Raw genomic sequence first — 18,634 nt, forward strand, 5'->3', positions numbered from 1 at the left:
GGCTACTTTCAAGGTTTGGTGATGACGTTGGCGGGGTCGGTGACGACTTGCTCGCCCGTGCTCACGCCCGACAAAATTTCCACGTTCAGGCCATTCACCCGGCCCAGACGCACCTGGCGCAAACGGGGTTTGCCTTGTGCGTCCATCACGTACACGCCCGTCATTTCGGCGCGGCGCACGATGGCCGACAAGGGCAACACCACCGGATCGGCCTTGGTGTTTTGGGTGGTGCTGGAAGCCTGAACGCCGGACACCCACACGCGGGCAAACATGCCCGGCACCAGGCCCTCGATGCCAGCGGGCAAAGCCAGGCGCAGCTGTGCGGTGTGCGTGACCGGGTCCACCGATGGCAGCAGCTGGGCTATGCCCGCCTTCACCGGCTGGGCGCTGTGGCCTGCGATCTCGTAGCGCACCGACGCGAGTTGGCTGCGCACGCCACTGAGCATCGACTGAGGCACAGCCGCGCTCACGCGCAAAGCCGAGGGGTCATGCATGGTCAACATGGGGCGGCCGGGCATGGCCATGTCACCCAAGGTGACGGCCAGATCGGACACCACACCATTGAAAGGGGCGCGCACACTGAAGAAACCGGTTTGTGTTTGCGCCGCGCGGGTCTGGGCCTGCTGGGCCTGCACCTGGGCGCGGGCCGCTTCCCACTGGGCCTGGGCGCGGTCGAGCGCACCCTGGCTGATGTATTGCTTTAGGAAGAGTTGCTTTTGACGATCAAGCTCTTTGCTGGCCACATTCAGATTGGCTTGTGCGGCTTCGAGTTGGGCGCTGCTGCCCGCCACCTGCTGCTGGGCAGCGCTGGCGTCGATGCGCAACAGCTCTTGCCCGGCGCTCACGCGGTCACCGGCTTTGACATTCAGGCCCACGATGGTTCCCGCTACCTGAGCGGACAAGGTGGCTTGCCGCACCGCCTCGACCACAGCGTCCAGGCTGACCTGGGCAGCACCGGCCGTGTTGGCGGTGACTGCCATCGTTTTGGCGCTGTCTGCATTGGCCCACACAGGGGCCATGTGCACAGCAGAAAGGGCCAAGGCCGAAGCCAGGATCAAGCGTCTTTTCATCGAAACATCTCCGTTAAACCGTTGAGTGGCAAAAGTCTGTTTAATTTTCAAATTTGCGTAATTGCTTATTTGCTTGTTAACGCAATGATACAATCTTTTCAAGCCTGCCGTCAATTCAAGACAAAAAAACTGTAAATTGGAGCGCACCATGAAAGACCTGCCCGACAAAGCCTTGGACCAGATCGCTGCCTATTTCCAGGCGCTGTCGGAGCCCACGCGCCTGAAAATCCTGAACTTGCTGCGCGAACAAGAGCGCAGCGTGGGCGAATTGGCCCAACTCAGCGGCTATTCCGCAGCCAACGTCTCGCGCCACCTGTCTTACCTGGCCCAGCACGGATTGGTGGAACGAGAAAGCCGTGGCGTCAGCGTTTTCTACCGCGTCAGTGACCCCTCTATTTATGCGCTGTGTGATTTGGTGTGCGGCAACATCGCCCGTCGGTACGAACAAGCCTCCAGTGACCGCGCCGTGTTCACGCCCACCTGAACGCGACGTCAAGACCCTCACCTGGCACCCATCCCCTTGCGGCCCCTTCAGGCTGTCAACATCCGCCCATCGCCATCGAGCACCCGCACTTGAATGGGAATCCCCTGACCCACGCTTTGGGTGACGGTGCAAAAACCTTCAAACTGACCGAGTACCCGCTCAAGCTGTTCCAGCTGGGCCGCTGGCACACCCAGGTGCAAAGTGGCCACCATGTTCAACACGCGCATGCGGCCTTCGGCATTGCGTCCCACTTCGGCTTGCACTTCACAGCGCAAAGGCTCGGGTGCTTGTTTGAATTTGCGCAATGCAAACATCAGCGAATCACTCAGGCAATTGCCCACCGCGGCACACAGCAACTGCACTGGCGAGGGCCCCAGCCCTGTGCCCAAAGGCGCTGGCTCATCGCTGGTCAGCACCGGCATGTTGTCGTCAAAGCGGATGTCAAAGCGGTAATCGTGCTGCTGGGTCAGCGTGACCGAAATCAGTTTTTCACTCACGGGGCCCCACTTTCTGATCATGACCACAAACGGTCCACCGATCCCGCTTGCTGGGGGACCACCGGATCCATCTGAACAAATGTCAGTTTATGACTGAAGGCCAAGGCCGCTTTTGACTGGGATCAACAAAATGCGTCTTGACGACAGGGGTCACCGCGGACTTTGCCCGAGTCGGGCAGCCTCAGTGTTGGGCTTCACGCAAATCAATGCCCTCATGCTGTGCGATTTTTTCGAGCGCGTTTTCGAACAAGCTGCGTGCCGAACCGGAGATGGCGCGCAAATACGAGTGCAGGTGCGCGTCTTCGCTGTTCTTGTTCAGGCACTCTTGGCTGTACGCCTCAAAACTGGCCAACTGCGCGATCAGCTCAGCCACATGCTTGGGGCACTCGCACAAGACGTTGGTCGAGATGCCGGCCACGCGCCGCAAAGTGTCGTCCGAATATTTACGACCGGCAATCACCGCCCCCTGGTGGCCATAGGCCTGGGCACGGTCGCGGTCCACGAACAAAATCGACTGCAACAACTCGGCCAACTCGCTGTCCGAGATCGGGTTACGCCGGACCGTCAAACCGGCCAACTTCATGGTTTGCACCACCCTATCGGGCGCGAAGTGGTACAGCACGATGGTCTGCGCAAACGGCTGACGCTGCATCAGCGCCTGGATCGACTCGAACACCGTGTCCTGCAGCGAGTTGACCTGGACGAGCAGCACTTGCGGCTTGCCTGACAAAGCCGCGTGGTGCGCGGCGGCCAGATCGTCCATCACGTCGGTGACCTGGATGCGGTGCTGGCTGAGAACAGCGGCAAATTGATGCGACTCGATGCGGTTGGCCAGGCCCAAACCCACCACCGCCAAACACACGGGCTGGGCCGGAGCCAACAACGCCGGGGCCTGATGGTCTGGATGACACAGTAATCTCAGCTGCGCCAGATCCAAACGAGCAATGCTGCCAATGCCATGCCCGGCTCCCGACAGCTGTTTGAGCAAAAGCGCCTTGGACACATCGTGCTCGGCAAACAAGCGTTGGTTGCCTTCCGTCTTGACCGGGGTGAAGGCGCCATAACGGGTTTGCCAGATGCGCAAAGTGGAGACCGGAACCTCGGTAGCCTTGGAGACGGCGCCGATGCGGTAGAGCGGTGACTGAGCGTTTGGGGTGTTGAGCACACAGATCTTTCTTTGTTCAGGTATTGCGTAGATTTTATGTCGAAATGTCTTATTCGATTAAAAATTAAGATATTTGAGGAGTTATTTATCGCAAAATCCTACTCATGGAGGGTTTACACATGATTTCCAACAAAACCATCAATGCCATGGATGTGTGCGTGCTGATCGCTGCACAACAAAATCTGGGCCGCGTCTCCACCACCGAGCTGGCCCGACGCCTGCATCTGTCGATCTCCAACCTGGAAAGCATTCTCAAGCCCCTCAAAGACCATCAGATCGTGTCGTCACGCAAAGGCCCGGGCGGCGGCTACGAAATCAGGGGCGACTTGGCGATGATTTCCATGTGGGACATTGCCGCCGTGTTCGAGCCCACCTTGGCGCAGCAGAGCAGCGAATCGCTGCCGCTTGAAGCAGCTGACTTCGAGTGGGGACTTGAGCGGGTGATCATCGACACCTTGAGTCAGTCTGCTTTGTCCGATTTTGTGGTGCTGCAAGCGATGGACATCCCGATTGAAGCGCCCATGGTCAACCGCTTCAAGTTCAAACCCCTGACAGCGCCCTTGGTGCCCAAGGCCCCTAACTCGGTGTTTCAGTTGCACATGGCCTTATAGGCTCTGCTAGCCTCTCGGGTTTGAAGGAGTCACCCGATGAGCACATTCAACAATCCCCTACAAACTTGGAACCAGCGCTTTGCCGCCGAACACTATGTGTTTGGCCAAGCGCCCAACGCGTATTTGGAGTCTCAAGCGGCCCATCTGACACCCGGGAACGTGCTCGCGGTGGCCGATGGCGAGGGCCGAAACGGCGTATGGCTGGCCGAGCAAGGCTTGCAGGTCGATGCCTTTGATTTCTCGGACAACGCCATTCGCAAAGCCCAAGCCTTGGCCCAAAGCCGACAAGTGAAGGTGAGTTTTGTGTGCAGCGATTGGCAGTCTTTTGACTGGCGGCCTGAGCATTACAACAACGTAGTGGGCATCTTTTTCCAGTTCGCCACGCCCGATGAACGCAGTGTCATCTTCACGCGCATGCTGGGCAGCCTCAAACCCGGCGGCACCCTGATCATTCAGGGCTACACGCCACGTCAACTGGACTTCAACACGGGCGGCCCTGGCAAATTGGCGCACCTGTACGACGAAGCCCTGATGCTGGACGCCTTCGGCGAACTGGATATCCTGGACCTGCGCACCTATGAGGCAGAGGTTTCCGAAGGCACGGGCCACCAAGGCATGTCGGGCCTGCTGGGCCTAACGGCACGCAAGCGCCTGGGTTGACTTGCAACTGGCGGCATTGGGGAGGTTGAAAAAAAGGGGGCTCCTGTGACAGAGCCCCCAATCAGGGTGTATGTACCAAACACACCCTAAACCACAATGCCTCAACCATAGAAGAAATCACTTCATAGGCTTTGATCTGCCTCAATTCGTGTAACGCGCGGCCATGTCGTCGAGGCTGACAGGGCGGATTTTTTGGGCTTGACCGGCGCAACCAAAGGCTTCAAAGCGGGCTTTGACGATGCCCGCTGCCGCCTTTTTGGCAGCCGCCAAGGCTTTGCGTGGATCGAACTCCGAGGGCTGCTGGGCAAACACCTGGCGCATGGCACCGGTCATGGCCAAGCGGATGTCGGTGTCGATGTTGACCTTGCGCACACCGCTTTGGATGCCGCGCACAATCTCTTCGACCGGCACGCCATAGGTTTCCTTGATGTCGCCGCCGTATTGGCGAATGATCTGCAACCACTCTTGCGGCACGCTCGAGCTGCCGTGCATCACCAAGTGGGTGTTGGGAATGGCGGCATGGATGGCTGCAATGCGGTCCATGGCCAAAATATCGCCTGTGGGTGGACGGGTGAACTTGTAAGCACCATGGCTGGTGCCAATCGCAATGGCCAGCGCATCCACACCAGTTTGGGCCACAAAATCCTTGGCCTGTTCTGGGTCGGTCAGCATCTGATCGTGGCTGAGTTTGCCCTCAGCACCCACACCGTCCTCCTCGCCAGCTTCACCGGTCTCCAAAGAACCCAGGCAACCCAATTCGCCTTCGACGGACACACCCACCGCGTGGGCCATCTCGCAGACCTTTTGCGTCACACCCACGTTGTACTCGTAGCTGGCAGGCGTCTTGGCGTCGGCCATGAGCGAGCCGTCCATCATCACGCTCGAAAAGCCCGAGCGGATGGACTGCTGGCACTGCGCGGGCGTGGCGCCGTGGTCTTGGTGCAAAACAACGGGAATGTCAGGGTGCGTCTCGATGGCGGCTAACACCATGTGGCGCAGATAGGCCTCACCTGCGTACTTACGGGCCCCTGCAGATGCCTGCAAGATGACCGGGCTGCCCGTGGCTTGCGCCGCTTCCATGATGGCCTGTACTTGTTCGAGGTTGTTGACGTTGAAAGCGGGAATGCCGTAACCAAACTCGGCCGCATGGTCGAGTACCTGGCGCAATGAAACCAATGCCATGAGGGGCTCCTTGAAAAATTAAAAAGTTAAAAAAAGGTCATTCCGCCGCAGCGCGACCGCTCAAAATTTCGATGGCAGGCAAAGTCTTGCCTTCCAGAATTTCAAGGAACGCGCCACCGCCTGTGGAGATGTAGCCCAGCTGTTGCTCGATGCCGTACTTGGCAATCGCGGCCAAGGTGTCACCACCGCCCGCAATGCTGAAGGCGTCGGATTCAGCAATCGCCTGGGCGATCACTTTGGTGCCGTTTTCAAAAGCCGCAAATTCGAACACGCCCACCGGGCCGTTCCACACAATGGTGCCTGCCTGCTTGAGCTGCGCGGCCAGTTTGGCGGCGGTCTCGGGGCCAATATCCAAAATCATGTCGTCGTCGGCCACCTCAGTGGCTTTCTTCACCGTGGCCACGGCATCGGCTGCGAAAGTCTTGGCCACCACCACATCGGTCGGGATCGGCACTTCGGCACCCCGGGCCTTCATGGCCTCAATCACGGCTTTGGCCTCGCCCACCAAGTCGGGCTCGGCCAGGCTCTTGCCAATCTTGAGGCCCGCGGCCAGCATGAAGGTGTTGGCGATGCCACCACCCACGATCAAACCGTCCACGTTTTTGGCCAGGCTTTGCAAAATGGTCAGCTTGGTGCTCACCTTGGAGCCGGCCACGATGGCGATCAGTGGGCGTTTGGGCGCGGCCAAAGCCTTGGAGATCGCGTCCATCTCAGCAGCCAGCAAAGGGCCGGCGCTGGCGATGGGCGCAAAGCGGGCGATGCCGTGCGTCGTACCCTCGGCGCGGTGGGCGGTACCAAAGGCGTCGTTTACATAGATGTCGCACAGCGCGGCCATTTGGCGCGACAGGGCTTCGTCGTTTTTCTTCTCGCCCTTGTTGACGCGGCAGTTCTCGAGCAAGACCACTTGGCCGGGCTGCACGTCCACACCACCGACCCAGTTGGCCACCAGTGGGACATCGCGGCCGAGCAACTCGCTCAGTCGCTTGGCCACAGGAGCCAGCGAATCCTCGGGCTTGAACTCGCCCTCGGTGGGGCGGCCCAAATGGCTCGTGACCATCACGGCCGCACCGGCGTCCAAAGCCATCTGAATGCAAGGCACGCTGGCGCGGATGCGCGTGTCTTCGGTGATCCTGCCGTCGTCGGCTTGCGGCACGTTCAGGTCGGCGCGGATGAACACGCGGCGGTTTTCGGCAAAGCCGCTTTTGGCCACATCGGCAAAACGCAAGACTTTCATCGCGCACCTCCTGCTTGACCAGACACCACGCGGGCCATTTCCAGGCACTTGTTGGAGTAACCCCACTCGTTGTCGTACCAGGCCATCAGCTTCACAAAGGTGCTGTCGAGCGCCATGCCCGCTTCGGCGTCGAACACACTGGTGCAAACCTCGCCCCGGAAATCCGTGGACACCACCTTGGCTTCGGTGTAACCCAACACGCGCTTCAAAACCCCCTGGCTTTGCGTCTTCATTTCGGCGCAAATTTCGGCATACGTGGCGGGCGTGGCCAACTCCACCGTCAAGTCGACCAGCGACACATCGCTGGTGGGCACCCGCACCGACACGCCCGTGAGCTTGCCCTTGATCTCGGGAATCACCACACCCACGGCCTTGGCTGCGCCCGTGCTGCTGGGGATGATGTTTTCCAGAATGCCGCGCCCGCCACGCCAGTCCTTGTTGCTCGGGCCGTCCACGGTTTTTTGGGTGGCGGTGGCCGCGTGCACGGTGGTCATCAGGCCGCGCCGGATGCCCCATTTGTCGTTGAGCACCTTGGCCAAAGGGGCCAATGCGTTGGTGGTGCAACTGGCATTGCTGATGATGGCTTGGCCCGCATAGCTGGTGTGGTTCACACCAAACACAAACATGGGCGTGTCGTCTTTCGACGGGGCCGAAATCACCACCTTTTTGGCCCCTGCAGCCAGGTGCTTGCCCGCACCTTCTTTGTCGAGGAACAAGCCTGTGGCTTCGATCACCACCTCTGCGCCGACCTCGTTCCACTTCAGATTCGCAGGGTCGCGCTCTTGCGTCAGGCGGATGCGTTTACCGTTCACGACCAGGGTATTGCCTTCAACGCTCACGTCGCCGTCAAAACGGCCATGCACACTGTCGTACTGCAGCATGTAGGCCAGGTACTCGGGCTCCAGCAGGTCATTGATGGCGACGATCTCGACGTCGTCAAAATTTTGCACCGCCGCTCGGAACACCATGCGGCCAATACGGCCAAAACCATTGATGCCAATTTTTGTGCTCATGTCAGTCTCTTTCATTCTTCAAACAGTAATTTCGAATGTGCAGGCAGTGCGATTTCTGTAGGCGCTCGCCTTGTGGGTGATGGTTTAAAGGGCGTGTGCCACGCACATCGCCCACGGGGTGGGCTCCTACAAAATCACAGCAGCGCCGAAAAATCCTCGATCACGCGGTCCGGCGCACAGGCGTGCACCGACTCACCCATGTTGTAGCCATAAGGCAGCAACCAGACCGGCACACCCGCGTTGCGGGCGGTGGCCGCGTCGATCGACGAATCCCCCACAAACAGCGCTTGGGTGGCCTTCAGGTCCCAACGCTTCAAGCAGTCCACCACGCTGGTGGGATCGGGTTTTTTGACCGGAAAGGAATCGCCACTGACCACCACGTCGAAAGCTTCGTGCAGCCCGTGCACCCGCAGTACGGTGTCGGTGTAGCGGCCTTCCTTGTTGGTCACCACCGCCAGCTTGCAGCCGCGCCCGCGCAGCGCCGCGAGCACTTCGCGCACCTGTGGATACAAGTTACTGCGTGTGCCACAACGGGCTTGGTAGTAACGGTCAAAGATCGGCAGCGCCTGCTTCAGATCGGCCCCTTGCCGCACCGCGGCCACTGGAGTCTGGGTGACGCTGGCCAGCGCCTGGATCAGCAGCTCTTTGGTGCCGTGACCGATCCAGTCGTTGACTTGCTGCTGCGATACCTCGGGCCAATCGAAGTAGCGCAAGGTGTCGTTCACAGCGTCGGCAATTTCGGGCGCGGTTTCGACCAAGGTACCGTCGAGGTCAAAGAAATAGGCTTGTGGTGTTGGCATTTTTTCTCTCATTGCAACGGGGTCGCGACTCAGTTATCCGAGGGCACGATGTGCTCGGGCAGGGCTTGGGCTTGGCGGTGGGCGTGGCGGTGCACCAGGGTGCGCACGGCTTCACACACGCGCTCGCTGGTGATGCCAAAGTGCGCGTACAAAGCCGGGGCCGGGGCCGATTCGCCAAAGCTGGCGATGCCGATCACCATGCCCGTGCGGCCCACGTATTTGCGCCAGAAGTCGGGGTGAGCGGCTTCCACCGCCACGGTGGGCAAACCCAGCGGCAAGACCATGTCCTGGTAGGCCTCGCTTTGCCGGTCAAACACATTGGTGCAGGGCATGGACACCACCCGTGTGGCCACACCTTGCGTAGCCAGTTCGGCCTGCGCTTTCAAGGCCAAAGAGGTCTCGGACCCTGTGGCCACGATGATGGCTTGGGCGCCCGGCATGTCGCTCAGGATGTAGCCACCCTGGCGCACCTTGGCCGCGTCGGCGGCGTCGGTCAGCAGCTGCGGCAGGTTCTGGCGCGACAGCGCCAAGGCGCTCGGGCCGTCGCGGCGCTCCACCGCACAGGCCCAGGCCACGGCGGTTTCCAAGCCATCGGCGGGCCGCCACACATCCAGCCCCGGGATGATGCGCAAGCTGGGCACATGCTCCACGCTTTGGTGCGTGGGGCCGTCTTCGCCCAAGCCAATCGAGTCGTGCGTGAAGACATGGATCACGCGCTTTTTCATGAGCGCGGCCATGCGGATGGCGTTGCGCGAATAGTCCGAGAACGTGAGGAACGTGCCGCCATACGGGATGTAACCCCCGTGCAGCGCCATGCCGTTCATGATGGCGGCCATGCCAAATTCGCGCACGCCATACGAGAGGTGGTTGCCCCAGGTGTCGCGGCCGGCCTTGGTACAGGTCTTGAAGTTGGTCAGGTTGGAGCCCGTGAGGTCGGCGCTGCCGCCAAAAAACTCGGGCAACAAGGGGGCCAACACATCGAGCGCGTTCTGGCTGGCTTTGCGGGTGGCCACGGCATCGGGCTTGGCCACGATGGCGGCCAGGGCTTTTGCCAAGCCTTGGGCATAGGCCTCGCTCAAATCGCCTTTCATGCGGCGCTCAAACTCAGCCGCCTCTTGCGGGTAGCGGCTTTGGTAGGCGGCAAAGCGCTCACGCCATTGGCTTTCGGCTCGTGTGCCACTGGCGCGGGCATCCCAAGCACTGGCCACATCGGCAGGCACCTCAAAGGGGGCATAGGGCCAGTTCAGCGCTTCGCGGGTGGCGGCAATTTCGGCAGCGCCCAGCGCTGCGCCGTGCACATCGTGCGTGCCCGCTTTGTTGGGTGAGCCCATGCCGATCACGGTTTGGCAGCAGATCAGTGTGGGTTTGCCATTCGCACTGTGGGCTTGCGCCTTGGCTGCTTCGATGGCGGCGTTCACCGCTTGCGGATCGTGCCCGTCCACCTTGGCGATCACGTTCCAGCCATAGGCCTCAAAACGCTTGGGCGTGTCGTCGGTGAACCAGCCTTCCACATGACCGTCGATCGAGATGCCGTTGTCGTCGTACAGCGCCACCAGTTTGGACAAGCGCAAAGTGCCCGCCAGCGAACAGGCCTCGTGGCTGATGCCTTCCATCAGGCAGCCATCGCCCAGGAACACATAGGTCATGTGGTCCACGATGTCCAGGCGCTGGCCACCCTCCTCCCGGTTGAATTCATCGGCCAACATCTTTTCGGCCAAGGCCATGCCCACGACGTTGGTGATGCCCTGGCCCAGAGGGCCGGTGGTGGTTTCCACGCCAGGGGTGATGTCCACTTCCGGGTGGCCCGGGGTCTTGCTGTGCAGCTGGCGGAACTTTTTCAACTCGTCCATGGGCAGGTCGTAGCCTGTCAGGTGCAGCAAGGCATAAATCAGCATGGAGCCGTGGCCGTTGGACAACACAAAACGGTCACGGTCAGCCCACTGCGGGTTGAGTGGGTTATGTTTCAGATGCCGGTTCCACAGCACTTCGGCGATGTCGGCCATGCCCATAGGGGCACCGGGGTGGCCCGACTTGGCCGCTTCGACGGCGTCAACGGCCAGCATGCGCACGGCGTTGGCCATGCGGCGGGCCATCTCGGGGGTGGGGTGATTTGCAGCGGTGTTCATGGTGCTTTAACCCCGCTTCAAGCCTGGCCCAGAGCGCGTTTGCGGCGCTCCATCATTCGCCATACGAACGGTGTGAAGATGAGTTGCATGGCAATTTCCATCTTGCCGCCGGGCACCACGATGGTGTTGGCACGGCTCATCCAGGAGTCGTTGATCATGTTGAGCAAGTAGGGAAAGTCGATGCCTTTGGGGTTGGCAAAACGGATCACCACCACGCTTTCATCGGCCGATGGAATGTCGCGAGAAATGAAAGGGTTGGAGGTGTCGACCAAAGGCACTCGTTGGAAGTTGACATGCGTGTGCTCAAACTGCGGCACGATGTAGTTCACATAGTCGGGCATGCGGCGCAAGATGGTGTCGGTCACGGCCTCTGTGCTGTAGCCGCGCTGATGCTTGTCGCGCCAGAGTTTCTGAATCCATTCCAAGTTGATGACGGGCACCACACCCACGCGCAAGTCAGGGTGCTGCGCGATGTTGTGCTCGGGCGTGACCACGGCGCCGTGCAAACCTTCGTAAAACAGCATGTTGGTGTCGTTCGGCAGGTCTTCCCAAGGCGTGAACGTGCCGGGGTCTTGTTGGTAAGGCGCAGCTTCTTCGGCGTTGTGCAGGTATTTGCGTGACTTGCCTTGGCCTGTGGCACCGTAGGTGCGAAACAGGTTTTCAATCTCGCCAAACAGGTTGTTCTCTTCACTGAAGTGGCTGAAATGTTTGTTGCCATCTTTTTCAGCTTCAGCGCCACGTTGCTTCATTTCTTTGCGGTCAAAGCGGTGAAAGCTGTCGCCTTCGATGATGGCCGCTTTCACGCCTTCGCGGCGGAAAATGTTGGAGAACGTGCGTGTCACCGTTGAGGTGCCTGCGCCCGAAGAACCGGTGATGGCGATGATGGGGTGGCGTTCAGACATGGGAATCTCCTTGTTGTTTTTTCAATCGTTTTGAAATCGGGCTCAGTCGCGGAACAGGCTGCGTTCGGCAAACAGCGGGGCAAAACTGTCTTGCTTGGACGGTTCGGCGTGGTAACGCTCAATGCGCTCGACCTCGTTTTTGGAGCCAAACACCAGGCCAATTCGCTGGTGCAAGCTGGTGGGCTGCACACTCAACATGGGGACTTGTCCCGTGCTGGCGCGGCCTCCGGCTTGCTCCATGATGAAGCCGACTGGATTGGCCTCGTACAGCAGGCGCAGGCGGCCGGGCTTGCTCGGATCTTTGGTGTCACGGGGGTACATGAACACACCACCGCGCATCAGAATGCGGTGGGCTTCGGCCACCATGGAGGCGATCCAGCGCATGTTGAAGTCCTTGCCACGCGGGCCGGTTTTACCGGCCAGGCATTCGTCCACATAGCGCTTGACCGGGGCTTCCCAAAAGCGGCTGTTGGAGGCGTTGATGGCGAACTCTTGGGTGTCTTCGGGCACGCGCAATTCGGGGTGGGTCAACATGAACTCACCCATCACCGGGTCGAGTGTGAAACCAGCCACGCCATTGCCCACGCTCAGCACCAGCATGGTGGTGGGGCCGTACAAGGCGTAACCGGCAGCAATCTGACGGGTTCCCGGTTGGAAGAAATCAGCCTCGGTCAAAGGCCCGCCTTCGGCGGTGGCATCCGGTGCACGCAGCACACTGAAAATGCTGCCCACCGACACGTTCACGTCGATGTTGCTGGAGCCATCCAGCGGATCAAACACCAGCAGGTATTTGCCCCGGGGGTGTTGCGCTGGAATGTCGTAGGGCAAATCCATTTCTTCAGAGGCCATGCCCGCCAAGTGGCCGCCCCACTCGTTCATGCGGATAAACAGTTCATTGCTCACCACGTCCAGCTTTTTCTGAGTCTCGCCTTGCACGTTGATGCTGCCACCGGCATCGGCCGCGTGGTTGCCGTACATGTCGGCCAAAGCGCCATAGGCGACCGATTTGGCAATGGCTTTGCAGGCCATGGCCACATCCAAAATCAGGGCATTGAAGTCACCACTGGCATCGGGAAAACGGCGACGCTCTTCGATCAGGTACTGCGTCAAGGTGGGTGTGGTGCGGGGGCTCAAGGACATGGGGTCAACACTCTCTGAAGTTTTAAAAATTCTGGAATTCGGAATCCAACTCAAGCCACAGCGGCTTGCTTGAGGGCTTGCATCACACCCCGATAGCCCCCATCGGCGTCGGGCGCACCGAACACGGCGCTGCCCGCCACGCAGGTGTCGGCACCGGCCGCCACGATCTGGGCGATGTTGTCGGTCTTCACGCCGCCGTCCACCTCCAGCACGATGGACTGACCACCTCGGGCCACATGGGTGTTGATGCGCTGGCGGGCCGCTTGCAGCTTGGGCAAAGTCGAGGGGATGAATTTCTGGCCACCAAAACCGGGGTTGACGCTCATGAGCAAGACCACGTCCAAGCGGTCCATCACATGGTCCATCCACTCCAGCGGGGTGGCGGGGTTGAACACCAGGCCCGCTTTGCAGCCGTGGTCACGGATCATTTGCAAAGTGCGGTCCACATGGCGGCTGGCTTCGGGGTGAAAGGTGATGATGTTGGCCCCCGCCTTGGCAAACAAAGGCACCAAGGCGTCCACCGGTTCGACCATCAAATGCACATCGATCGGGATCTGGACATGCGGGCGGATCGCCTCGCACACCAGCGGGCCAATGGTGAGGTTGGGCACGTAATGGTTGTCCATCACGTCAAAGTGCACCCAGTCCGCGCCAGCGGCTTCAATGGCGCGGACCTCTTCGCCCAGACGGGCAAAGTCGGCGGACAAGATGGAGGGGGCAATGCGGACGGTGCTCATGCGGTGGCCTTGAAAGCGGATTGGTGCCATTCACGCAACTGCGCCAGCCCCACGCCATCGAGGCTGGGGCAGAGGCGCAATGCGCCTTTGAAATCGTGTTCGGCGGTGAAATCGTTGGGGGTGATGATGGTGGACAGACCCGCGGCCATGGCGGCTCGAAGACCGTTTTCGGAATCTTCAAACGCCAAGCAATGTTCTGGCGCCAAACCCAGGCGTGAGAGGGTTTGCTGGTAGACCATCGGATCGGGTTTTTTGCGCGGCGCGGTCGAAGCGTCTTCGATGACCGAGAAATTCAACTTCCAATCTGGACCGATGGCCTGTCGCAGCAAAGCCGCGATGTTGACGGGCGAGGTGGTGGTGGCAATGGCCAGCCTGAGCCCCGCCGCACTGGCCGCTGACAGCAGCGCCAGCACCCCGGGGCGCATCTGCACCGCACCGTCTTGCACGGCTTGCTCGTAAGCGGCGGTCTTGATCTCGTGCAGGTGGTCAATCGTCTCCTGCATGCCCGCACCCGTGATGTCCTTGGGCTGGGTCCCCAGGGTTTGCCAATACGCCTTGATGCGCTCTTTGCCGCCTGAGACGGCCAACAAGCGGGTGTACAGCGGCACATCCCAACGCCAGTCCAGCCCCATCTCGGCGAAAGCCTGGTTGAACGCCGCCAAATGCGCCATTTCAGTGTCGGCCAAGGTGCCGTCGACATCAAAGATCAGTGCTTGCAGCATGGGGTAAGCCCTACGTGGGAAAGAAGGACTCCACTTTAAGAAGGTCTGAGGCTCAGGACAATTCAATATTGCCAATCAATTAATTAAGCAATCCTTTAATGTCGCACGTCAAAGGCCCCGCGCCAGACGCAAGATTGCGGGGGCCAAGACGTCAGGATCTGCCCCGGGCTCGTCAAGAAGGCACAGCCCATGCTGCGCCTTGGCAGACGCCCCCCTCGCTAGAATGAATGCCCGAGTCCGCCCAGCCCACCAGAGCACCCCCATGAACACCCTGCCTGTTGACGACCCCTTGCGCATTGCGCTGCACAACGAGGTCCATGCCCGCCCCAGCGCCCGCATCCGCTTGCCAGCCTTCATCGTCTTGGTGGGTGTGTTCAACAACGGGGTCAGCCGCGAGCAGGAATGGGAGCACCTCCAGCGCCTTCAACCCGATTTGAAGCTCGAGGACATGCAAGGCAACTTTGTGCGCTTGCGCTTAGGGGCCTACACGCTCAAGTGGGAGCGGCACACCGAATTCACCCGCTACTCGCTGGTACAGCCGCTGCCGCAAGACGCGGGCCTGGACGCCCAGGACCCGGAACTGCTGTCCTTTTTGGCCTTGCCCGACGGTTGGCTGGCCGCCATTCCCGGGCGCACCTTCGCGGCGGTCAAGCTCATCATGCTGCACGACGACCTGAGCGACCCCCAACAATCCTTGAGCAAAGCGCGGAACTGGTTTGGCGAACACACGGTGGTGGCCTCGCGCATGGGCAACCCCGCGCACTCGCTGGTGGTGACCGACTTCCATTTGCGCCCCAGCGGTTTTGAACGCATCTTGGTGCTGGCCCCCGAATCCACCAGCGACACACGGGGCGGTCGTATCTCGCAGCGCCTGCTGGAGCTGGAAACCTACCGCCTGATGGCCCTGCGCGGTTTGCCTGTGGCCAAAGCCGTGGGCACGCAACTGGGCCAGGCCGGACGCGAACTGGCCGACATCACGGCCGCCTTGCAAAACAAGGCCGCGCAAGACCAGACCATGCTCGACCGCCTGATCGGTCTGGCCGCCTCGGTCGAACTCATCACCGCCGAACACGCGTTTCGCTTTGCCGCCACCGCCGCCTACGACAAGCTGGTGCGCGAGCGCATTGCCGAGCTGCGCGAGTCGCCCATCAGCGGCACGCAGACCATCGGTGAATTCATGCAGCGGCGTTTGTCGCCCGCCATGGCCACCGTGGCCGCCACGGCAAAGCGCCTGTCCGACTTGTCCGAGCGCATCAGCCGCACCAGCGCCTTGCTGCGCACGCGCGTGGACATCGCGACCGAAGAACAAAACAGCCAGCTGTTGGCCAAGCTCACCAAAGGCCAAGAGCTGCAGCTGCGCTTGCAAACCACGGTGGAAGGCCTGTCGATCGCGGCCATCTCGTACTACGTCATCAGCCTCTTGCTGTACCTCGGCAAAGCCGCCAAAGCCGCTGGCCTGCCCATCCACCCCGAAATGGCCGCAGGCGCTTTTGTGCCCCTGGTGCTGTGGTTGGTGTGGCGCACCAACAAGCGCATCCACGACAAACTGCGCAGTGAGGGCTGAGCCGCGGCGATTCAACCCAGGCGCTTGAGCGGGTGGTTGAACCGCCGCTGGGGAGTGCCATCGCCCTGGAAGGCTAATGCGACAAGGCCTGCACCGCTTGATGGTGCGTCAGGAACACCTCACCACTCAACTCCGCCAGCAAATGGCTGCGCTTCAACCGGTCGTGCACGGGGCCCTTGACCTCGGACAGGTGCAGCTGCACACCTGAAGCCTGCAAGCGGGCGTTGATGGTTTCCAGGCTTTCGAGTGCGCTGGCGTCAATGTCGTTGACCGCCGAGCATTGCAGCACCACATGCCGTACACCTGAGCGCATGGCCACCTGGGCCGCGATGGTGTCTTCAAGGAAACGGGCGTTGGCAAAGTACAGGCTTTCGTCCACGCGCAGACCCAAAATGCCCGGCTGCTCCAGCACGGCGTGACGCAGCACATTGCGGTAATGCTCCGTGCCCGGCACCTGCCCCACCACCGCGATGTGCGGGCGGCTGGTGCGGTACAGCAGCAACAGCACCGAGGCGCTCACGCCCGCGATCAACCCCGCCTCTACACCCACCGCCAAGGTCAGGCCAAAGGTCAGGAGCAAGGCAATGAAATCGGCCTTGGCGTAATGCCAGGTGCGAGCAAACACCCCGACATCGACCAAGGTGAGCACGGCCACCATGATGGTGGCGGCCAAGGTGGCTTGGGGCAAATGGAAGAGCCAAGGCGTCAAGAACAAAGCCGCCAGCGCCAGCCCGACAGCGGTGTAGATGCCTGCGGCAGGCGTGCGTGCACCCGCATCAAAATTGACCACCGAACGCGAAAATCCGCCCGTGACCGGAAAGCCACCAGACAGGCCTGCCCCCAAATTGCTCAGGCCCAGCGCACGCAACTCGGCATCGGGGTCGATGCGTTCGCGCCGCTTGGCCGCCAAGGACTGCCCCACCGACACCGACTCCACAAAGCCCACCAAAGAGATCAACAAAGCAGGCACCCACAAAGCCTGGGCCAGCGCCCATGGGGCGGCCCACCCATCTATCGATCCACCCGGCAGTGTGAGCGGCGGCAAGCCTTGCGGCACCGTGCCCACCACCCGCACGCCCTGCTCGGCCAACTGCCACACGGCTGACAAGGCAATGCTCAAGAGCAGCACCGCCACCGGGGCCGCCTTGGCCGCCAAATCGGCCGCACCCGCCAAGACCCCCAAGCGCTTGAGCCAGGGCTTGAGCTGACGGCGCACCAGCAGCAGCAAAGCCAAAGCCCCCAGACCCATCGCAGTGGTGGGCACATGCAGGCTGGGCAAGTTTTGCCACAGCTGCGGCAGCAGTTGCAGCAAGTTGTCACCCTGCAGCGGCACGCCCAACAAATGTTTGAGCTGGCTGGCCGCGATCAGCAAACCCGACGCCGAGACAAAGCCCGAGATGACCGGGTGGCTCAAAAAGTTGGCCAAATAGCCCAACCGCGCCGCGCCCATCACCAGCATGATGGCCCCGCTGAGCAGGGCCAGCATCAAAGCCGCCTCGGTGTAAGCCACGCTGCCTTGCGCCGCCACCGCGCCCACACTGGCCGCCGTCATGAGCGAGGTCACCGCCGCAGGCCCCACGGCCAAGGTGCCGCTGCTGCCCATCAGGGCGTACAGCACCAAGGGGGCCATGCTGGCGTACAGGCCCGCCTGCGCGGGCAAGCCCGCCAACAGCGCATAAGCCAGGCTTTGCGGAATCAGCATCAGCGTCACCACCACAGCGGCCACGCCATCGGCCGTCAACAACGAACGGTTGTAGCGCCGCCCCCAATCCAGAATGGGGAACCAGCGCTCAAGTGCCGAACTCACAAAGCGTCCACCGGAATCTTCAGGTAACGCTGGCCGTTGTCTTCGGGCGGTGGCATGTGGCCAGCACGCATGTTGATTTGTACCGAAGGCAAGATCAACACGGGCATGGACAAAGTGGCATCGCGCTTTTCGCGCATGGCCACAAACTCGGCCTCACTCACGCCTTGGTGCACATGCACATTGGCCTTTTTCTGCTCGGCCACGGTGGTCACGCACTGGGGCTGGCGGGTCTCGGGCGGGTAGTCATGGCACATGAACAGCTCGGTGTTGTCCGGCAAGCTGAGCACTTTTTGGATCGACTGGAACAACACGCTGGCACTGCCCCCAGGGAAGTCGCAGCGCGCCGTGCCGTAGTCGGGCATGAACAAGGTGTCGCCCACAAAAGCCACCTGCCGCGCAGGATCGACACTGGCATCTGTGACCACATAGGTCATGCACGCCGGGGTGTGGCCGGGGGTGTGCAGGGCCTGGGCCTGCAAAGCACCAATCTGAAATGTTTCGCCGTCATTCAGCAAACGGTCGAACTGGCTGCCGTCGCGGGCAAATTCGGTGCCCGCGTTGAACAGTTTGCCAAACACGTTTTGCACCGTGGTGATGTGCGAACCAATGGCCAATTGGCCGCCCAACTGCTTTTGCAAATAGGGCGCGGCCGACAAATGGTCAGCGTGCACATGCGTCTCCAAAATCCACAACACACGCAGGTCCAGCGCCTTCACACGCGCCACCAACTGGTCGGCGCTGGCGGTGTGGGTGCGGCCCGACTTGGGGTCGTAGTCCAGCACGCTGTCGATCAAGGCGCACTGCCGAGTGCTCAGGTCGGCCAGGATGTGGCTGAAGGTGAACGTGGCCGGATCAAAAAACGATTCGATGTGCATGTGGGCTGAACTCATGGTGACTTCCTTGGCAGTGGAACAACAAAG

The 18,634-nt window shown here is 61.0% G+C and carries 18 protein-coding genes; 4 read left to right on the top strand and 14 right to left on the bottom strand.

Annotated elements, in window-relative coordinates; all coding sequences use genetic code 11:
• Positions 1 to 8 precede the first annotated feature (8 nt).
• Positions 9 to 1,070 carry an efflux RND transporter periplasmic adaptor subunit gene (locus B9Z49_RS09330; RefSeq protein ID WP_108353171.1) on the bottom strand — a complete coding sequence of 354 codons (1,062 nt, stop codon included), beginning with the start codon at positions 1,068 to 1,070 and terminating at the stop codon, positions 9 to 11.
• 148 nt (positions 1,071 to 1,218) lie between these two features.
• Between B9Z49_RS09330 and B9Z49_RS09335 the strand changes: the two genes are divergently transcribed.
• Positions 1,219 to 1,554 (top strand): helix-turn-helix transcriptional regulator, encoded by a 336-nt coding sequence (locus B9Z49_RS09335; protein WP_108353172.1) that lies wholly within the window; start codon positions 1,219 to 1,221, stop codon positions 1,552 to 1,554.
• A gap of 47 nt (positions 1,555 to 1,601) precedes the next feature.
• On the opposite strand, the gene B9Z49_RS09340 is transcribed toward B9Z49_RS09335, so the two are convergent.
• Positions 1,602 to 2,051, bottom strand: coding sequence for an OsmC family protein (locus B9Z49_RS09340; RefSeq protein WP_108353241.1), 450 nt, complete (start codon positions 2,049 to 2,051; stop codon positions 1,602 to 1,604).
• Positions 2,052 to 2,232: 181 nt separating this feature from the next.
• The gene (locus B9Z49_RS09345; protein WP_158273465.1) at positions 2,233 to 3,216 is read right to left on the bottom strand and encodes a MerR family transcriptional regulator; all 984 of its coding nucleotides are present in this window, start codon (positions 3,214 to 3,216) and stop codon (positions 2,233 to 2,235) included.
• A 119-nt stretch (positions 3,217 to 3,335) separates the two neighbouring features.
• On the opposite strand from B9Z49_RS09345, the gene B9Z49_RS09350 reads away from it, so the two are divergent.
• Positions 3,336 to 3,827, top strand: coding sequence for an Rrf2 family transcriptional regulator (locus B9Z49_RS09350; RefSeq protein WP_158273466.1), 492 nt, complete (start codon positions 3,336 to 3,338; stop codon positions 3,825 to 3,827).
• 36 nt (positions 3,828 to 3,863) lie between these two features.
• Positions 3,864 to 4,487 carry a bifunctional 2-polyprenyl-6-hydroxyphenol methylase/3-demethylubiquinol 3-O-methyltransferase UbiG gene (locus B9Z49_RS09355; RefSeq protein ID WP_108353175.1) on the top strand — a complete coding sequence of 208 codons (624 nt, stop codon included), beginning with the start codon at positions 3,864 to 3,866 and terminating at the stop codon, positions 4,485 to 4,487.
• 141 nt (positions 4,488 to 4,628) lie between these two features.
• Here the strand turns inward: B9Z49_RS09355 and fba are convergent, their stop codons facing one another.
• The 9 genes from fba to B9Z49_RS09400 all read right to left on the bottom strand — a co-directional run bounded on the left by fba (position 4,629) and on the right by B9Z49_RS09400 (position 14,343).
• Positions 4,629 to 5,669, bottom strand: coding sequence for a class II fructose-bisphosphate aldolase (fba, locus tag B9Z49_RS09360; RefSeq protein ID WP_108353176.1), 1,041 nt, complete (start codon positions 5,667 to 5,669; stop codon positions 4,629 to 4,631).
• A 37-nt stretch (positions 5,670 to 5,706) separates the two neighbouring features.
• On the bottom strand, positions 5,707 to 6,903 hold the full coding sequence (locus tag B9Z49_RS09365; protein WP_108353177.1) for a phosphoglycerate kinase: 1,197 nt from the start codon (positions 6,901 to 6,903) through the stop codon (positions 5,707 to 5,709).
• Positions 6,900 to 7,916 (bottom strand): type I glyceraldehyde-3-phosphate dehydrogenase, encoded by a 1,017-nt coding sequence (gap, locus tag B9Z49_RS09370; protein WP_108353242.1) that lies wholly within the window; start codon positions 7,914 to 7,916, stop codon positions 6,900 to 6,902. Before gap ends, B9Z49_RS09365 begins: the two co-directional genes overlap by 4 nt.
• 134 nt (positions 7,917 to 8,050) lie before the next feature.
• Positions 8,051 to 8,716, bottom strand: a complete 666-nt coding sequence (gph, locus tag B9Z49_RS09375) for a phosphoglycolate phosphatase (protein WP_108353178.1) — start codon at positions 8,714 to 8,716, stop codon at positions 8,051 to 8,053.
• 29 nt (positions 8,717 to 8,745) lie between these two features.
• Complete coding sequence (gene tkt / locus B9Z49_RS09380) at positions 8,746 to 10,842, bottom strand: transketolase (RefSeq protein ID WP_108353179.1); 2,097 nt, start codon at positions 10,840 to 10,842, stop codon at positions 8,746 to 8,748.
• A gap of 17 nt (positions 10,843 to 10,859) precedes the next feature.
• Positions 10,860 to 11,744 carry a phosphoribulokinase gene (locus B9Z49_RS09385; protein ID WP_108353180.1) on the bottom strand — a complete coding sequence of 295 codons (885 nt, stop codon included), beginning with the start codon at positions 11,742 to 11,744 and terminating at the stop codon, positions 10,860 to 10,862.
• Positions 11,745 to 11,786: 42 nt separating this feature from the next.
• Positions 11,787 to 12,884, bottom strand: a complete 1,098-nt coding sequence (locus B9Z49_RS09390; protein WP_108353181.1) for a class 1 fructose-bisphosphatase — start codon at positions 12,882 to 12,884, stop codon at positions 11,787 to 11,789.
• 50 nt (positions 12,885 to 12,934) lie between these two features.
• Complete coding sequence (rpe, locus tag B9Z49_RS09395) at positions 12,935 to 13,621, bottom strand: ribulose-phosphate 3-epimerase (protein ID WP_108353182.1); 687 nt, start codon at positions 13,619 to 13,621, stop codon at positions 12,935 to 12,937.
• Complete coding sequence (locus B9Z49_RS09400) at positions 13,618 to 14,343, bottom strand: HAD-IA family hydrolase (protein ID WP_108353183.1); 726 nt, start codon at positions 14,341 to 14,343, stop codon at positions 13,618 to 13,620. Before B9Z49_RS09400 ends, rpe begins: the two co-directional genes overlap by 4 nt.
• 262 nt (positions 14,344 to 14,605) lie before the next feature.
• Here B9Z49_RS09400 and B9Z49_RS09405 point away from each other — a divergent pair, with 262 nt between their 5' ends.
• A complete protein-coding gene (locus B9Z49_RS09405; RefSeq protein ID WP_108353243.1) occupies positions 14,606 to 15,907 on the top strand; it encodes a DUF3422 family protein in 1,302 nt (433 codons plus the stop codon).
• Between the two features lie 73 nt (positions 15,908 to 15,980).
• On the opposite strand, the gene B9Z49_RS09410 is transcribed toward B9Z49_RS09405, so the two are convergent.
• Both B9Z49_RS09410 and B9Z49_RS09415 read right to left on the bottom strand, forming a co-directional pair.
• Positions 15,981 to 17,714, bottom strand: a complete 1,734-nt coding sequence (locus tag B9Z49_RS09410) for a SulP family inorganic anion transporter (protein WP_108353184.1) — start codon at positions 17,712 to 17,714, stop codon at positions 15,981 to 15,983.
• Positions 17,711 to 18,589: an MBL fold metallo-hydrolase gene (locus B9Z49_RS09415; RefSeq protein ID WP_108353244.1), complete on the bottom strand. Its 879-nt coding sequence runs from the start codon at positions 18,587 to 18,589 to the stop codon at positions 17,711 to 17,713. Before B9Z49_RS09415 ends, B9Z49_RS09410 begins: the two co-directional genes overlap by 4 nt.
• Between the last annotated feature and the right edge of the window lie 45 nt (positions 18,590 to 18,634).

It is taken from the genome of Limnohabitans sp. 2KL-51 (genome assembly GCF_003063645.1).
GTDB lineage: Bacteria > Pseudomonadota > Gammaproteobacteria > Burkholderiales > Burkholderiaceae_C > Limnohabitans_A.

Bases quoted from the DNA above. Each gene is read 5' to 3' on its own strand.
- B9Z49_RS09330 (WP_108353171.1), bottom strand. From the start codon at position 1,070: ATGAAAAGACGCTTGATCCTGGCTTCGGCCTTGGCCCTTTCTGCTGTG.
- B9Z49_RS09335 (WP_108353172.1), top strand. From the start codon at position 1,219: ATGAAAGACCTGCCCGACAAAGCCTTGGACCAGATCGCTGCCTATTTC.
- B9Z49_RS09350 (WP_158273466.1), top strand. From the start codon at position 3,336: ATGATTTCCAACAAAACCATCAATGCCATGGATGTGTGCGTGCTGATC.
- B9Z49_RS09355 (WP_108353175.1), top strand. From the start codon at position 3,864: ATGAGCACATTCAACAATCCCCTACAAACTTGGAACCAGCGCTTTGCC.
- fba (WP_108353176.1), bottom strand. From the start codon at position 5,669: ATGGCATTGGTTTCATTGCGCCAGGTACTCGACCATGCGGCCGAGTTT.
- B9Z49_RS09365 (WP_108353177.1), bottom strand. From the start codon at position 6,903: ATGAAAGTCTTGCGTTTTGCCGATGTGGCCAAAAGCGGCTTTGCCGAA.
- gap (WP_108353242.1), bottom strand. From the start codon at position 7,916: ATGAGCACAAAAATTGGCATCAATGGTTTTGGCCGTATTGGCCGCATG.
- gph (WP_108353178.1), bottom strand. From the start codon at position 8,716: ATGCCAACACCACAAGCCTATTTCTTTGACCTCGACGGTACCTTGGTC.
- tkt (WP_108353179.1), bottom strand. From the start codon at position 10,842: ATGAACACCGCTGCAAATCACCCCACCCCCGAGATGGCCCGCCGCATG.
- B9Z49_RS09385 (WP_108353180.1), bottom strand. From the start codon at position 11,744: ATGTCTGAACGCCACCCCATCATCGCCATCACCGGTTCTTCGGGCGCA.
- B9Z49_RS09390 (WP_108353181.1), bottom strand. From the start codon at position 12,884: ATGTCCTTGAGCCCCCGCACCACACCCACCTTGACGCAGTACCTGATC.
- rpe (WP_108353182.1), bottom strand. From the start codon at position 13,621: ATGAGCACCGTCCGCATTGCCCCCTCCATCTTGTCCGCCGACTTTGCC.
- B9Z49_RS09400 (WP_108353183.1), bottom strand. From the start codon at position 14,343: ATGCTGCAAGCACTGATCTTTGATGTCGACGGCACCTTGGCCGACACT.
- B9Z49_RS09405 (WP_108353243.1), top strand. From the start codon at position 14,606: ATGAACACCCTGCCTGTTGACGACCCCTTGCGCATTGCGCTGCACAAC.
- B9Z49_RS09415 (WP_108353244.1), bottom strand. From the start codon at position 18,589: ATGCACATCGAATCGTTTTTTGATCCGGCCACGTTCACCTTCAGCCAC.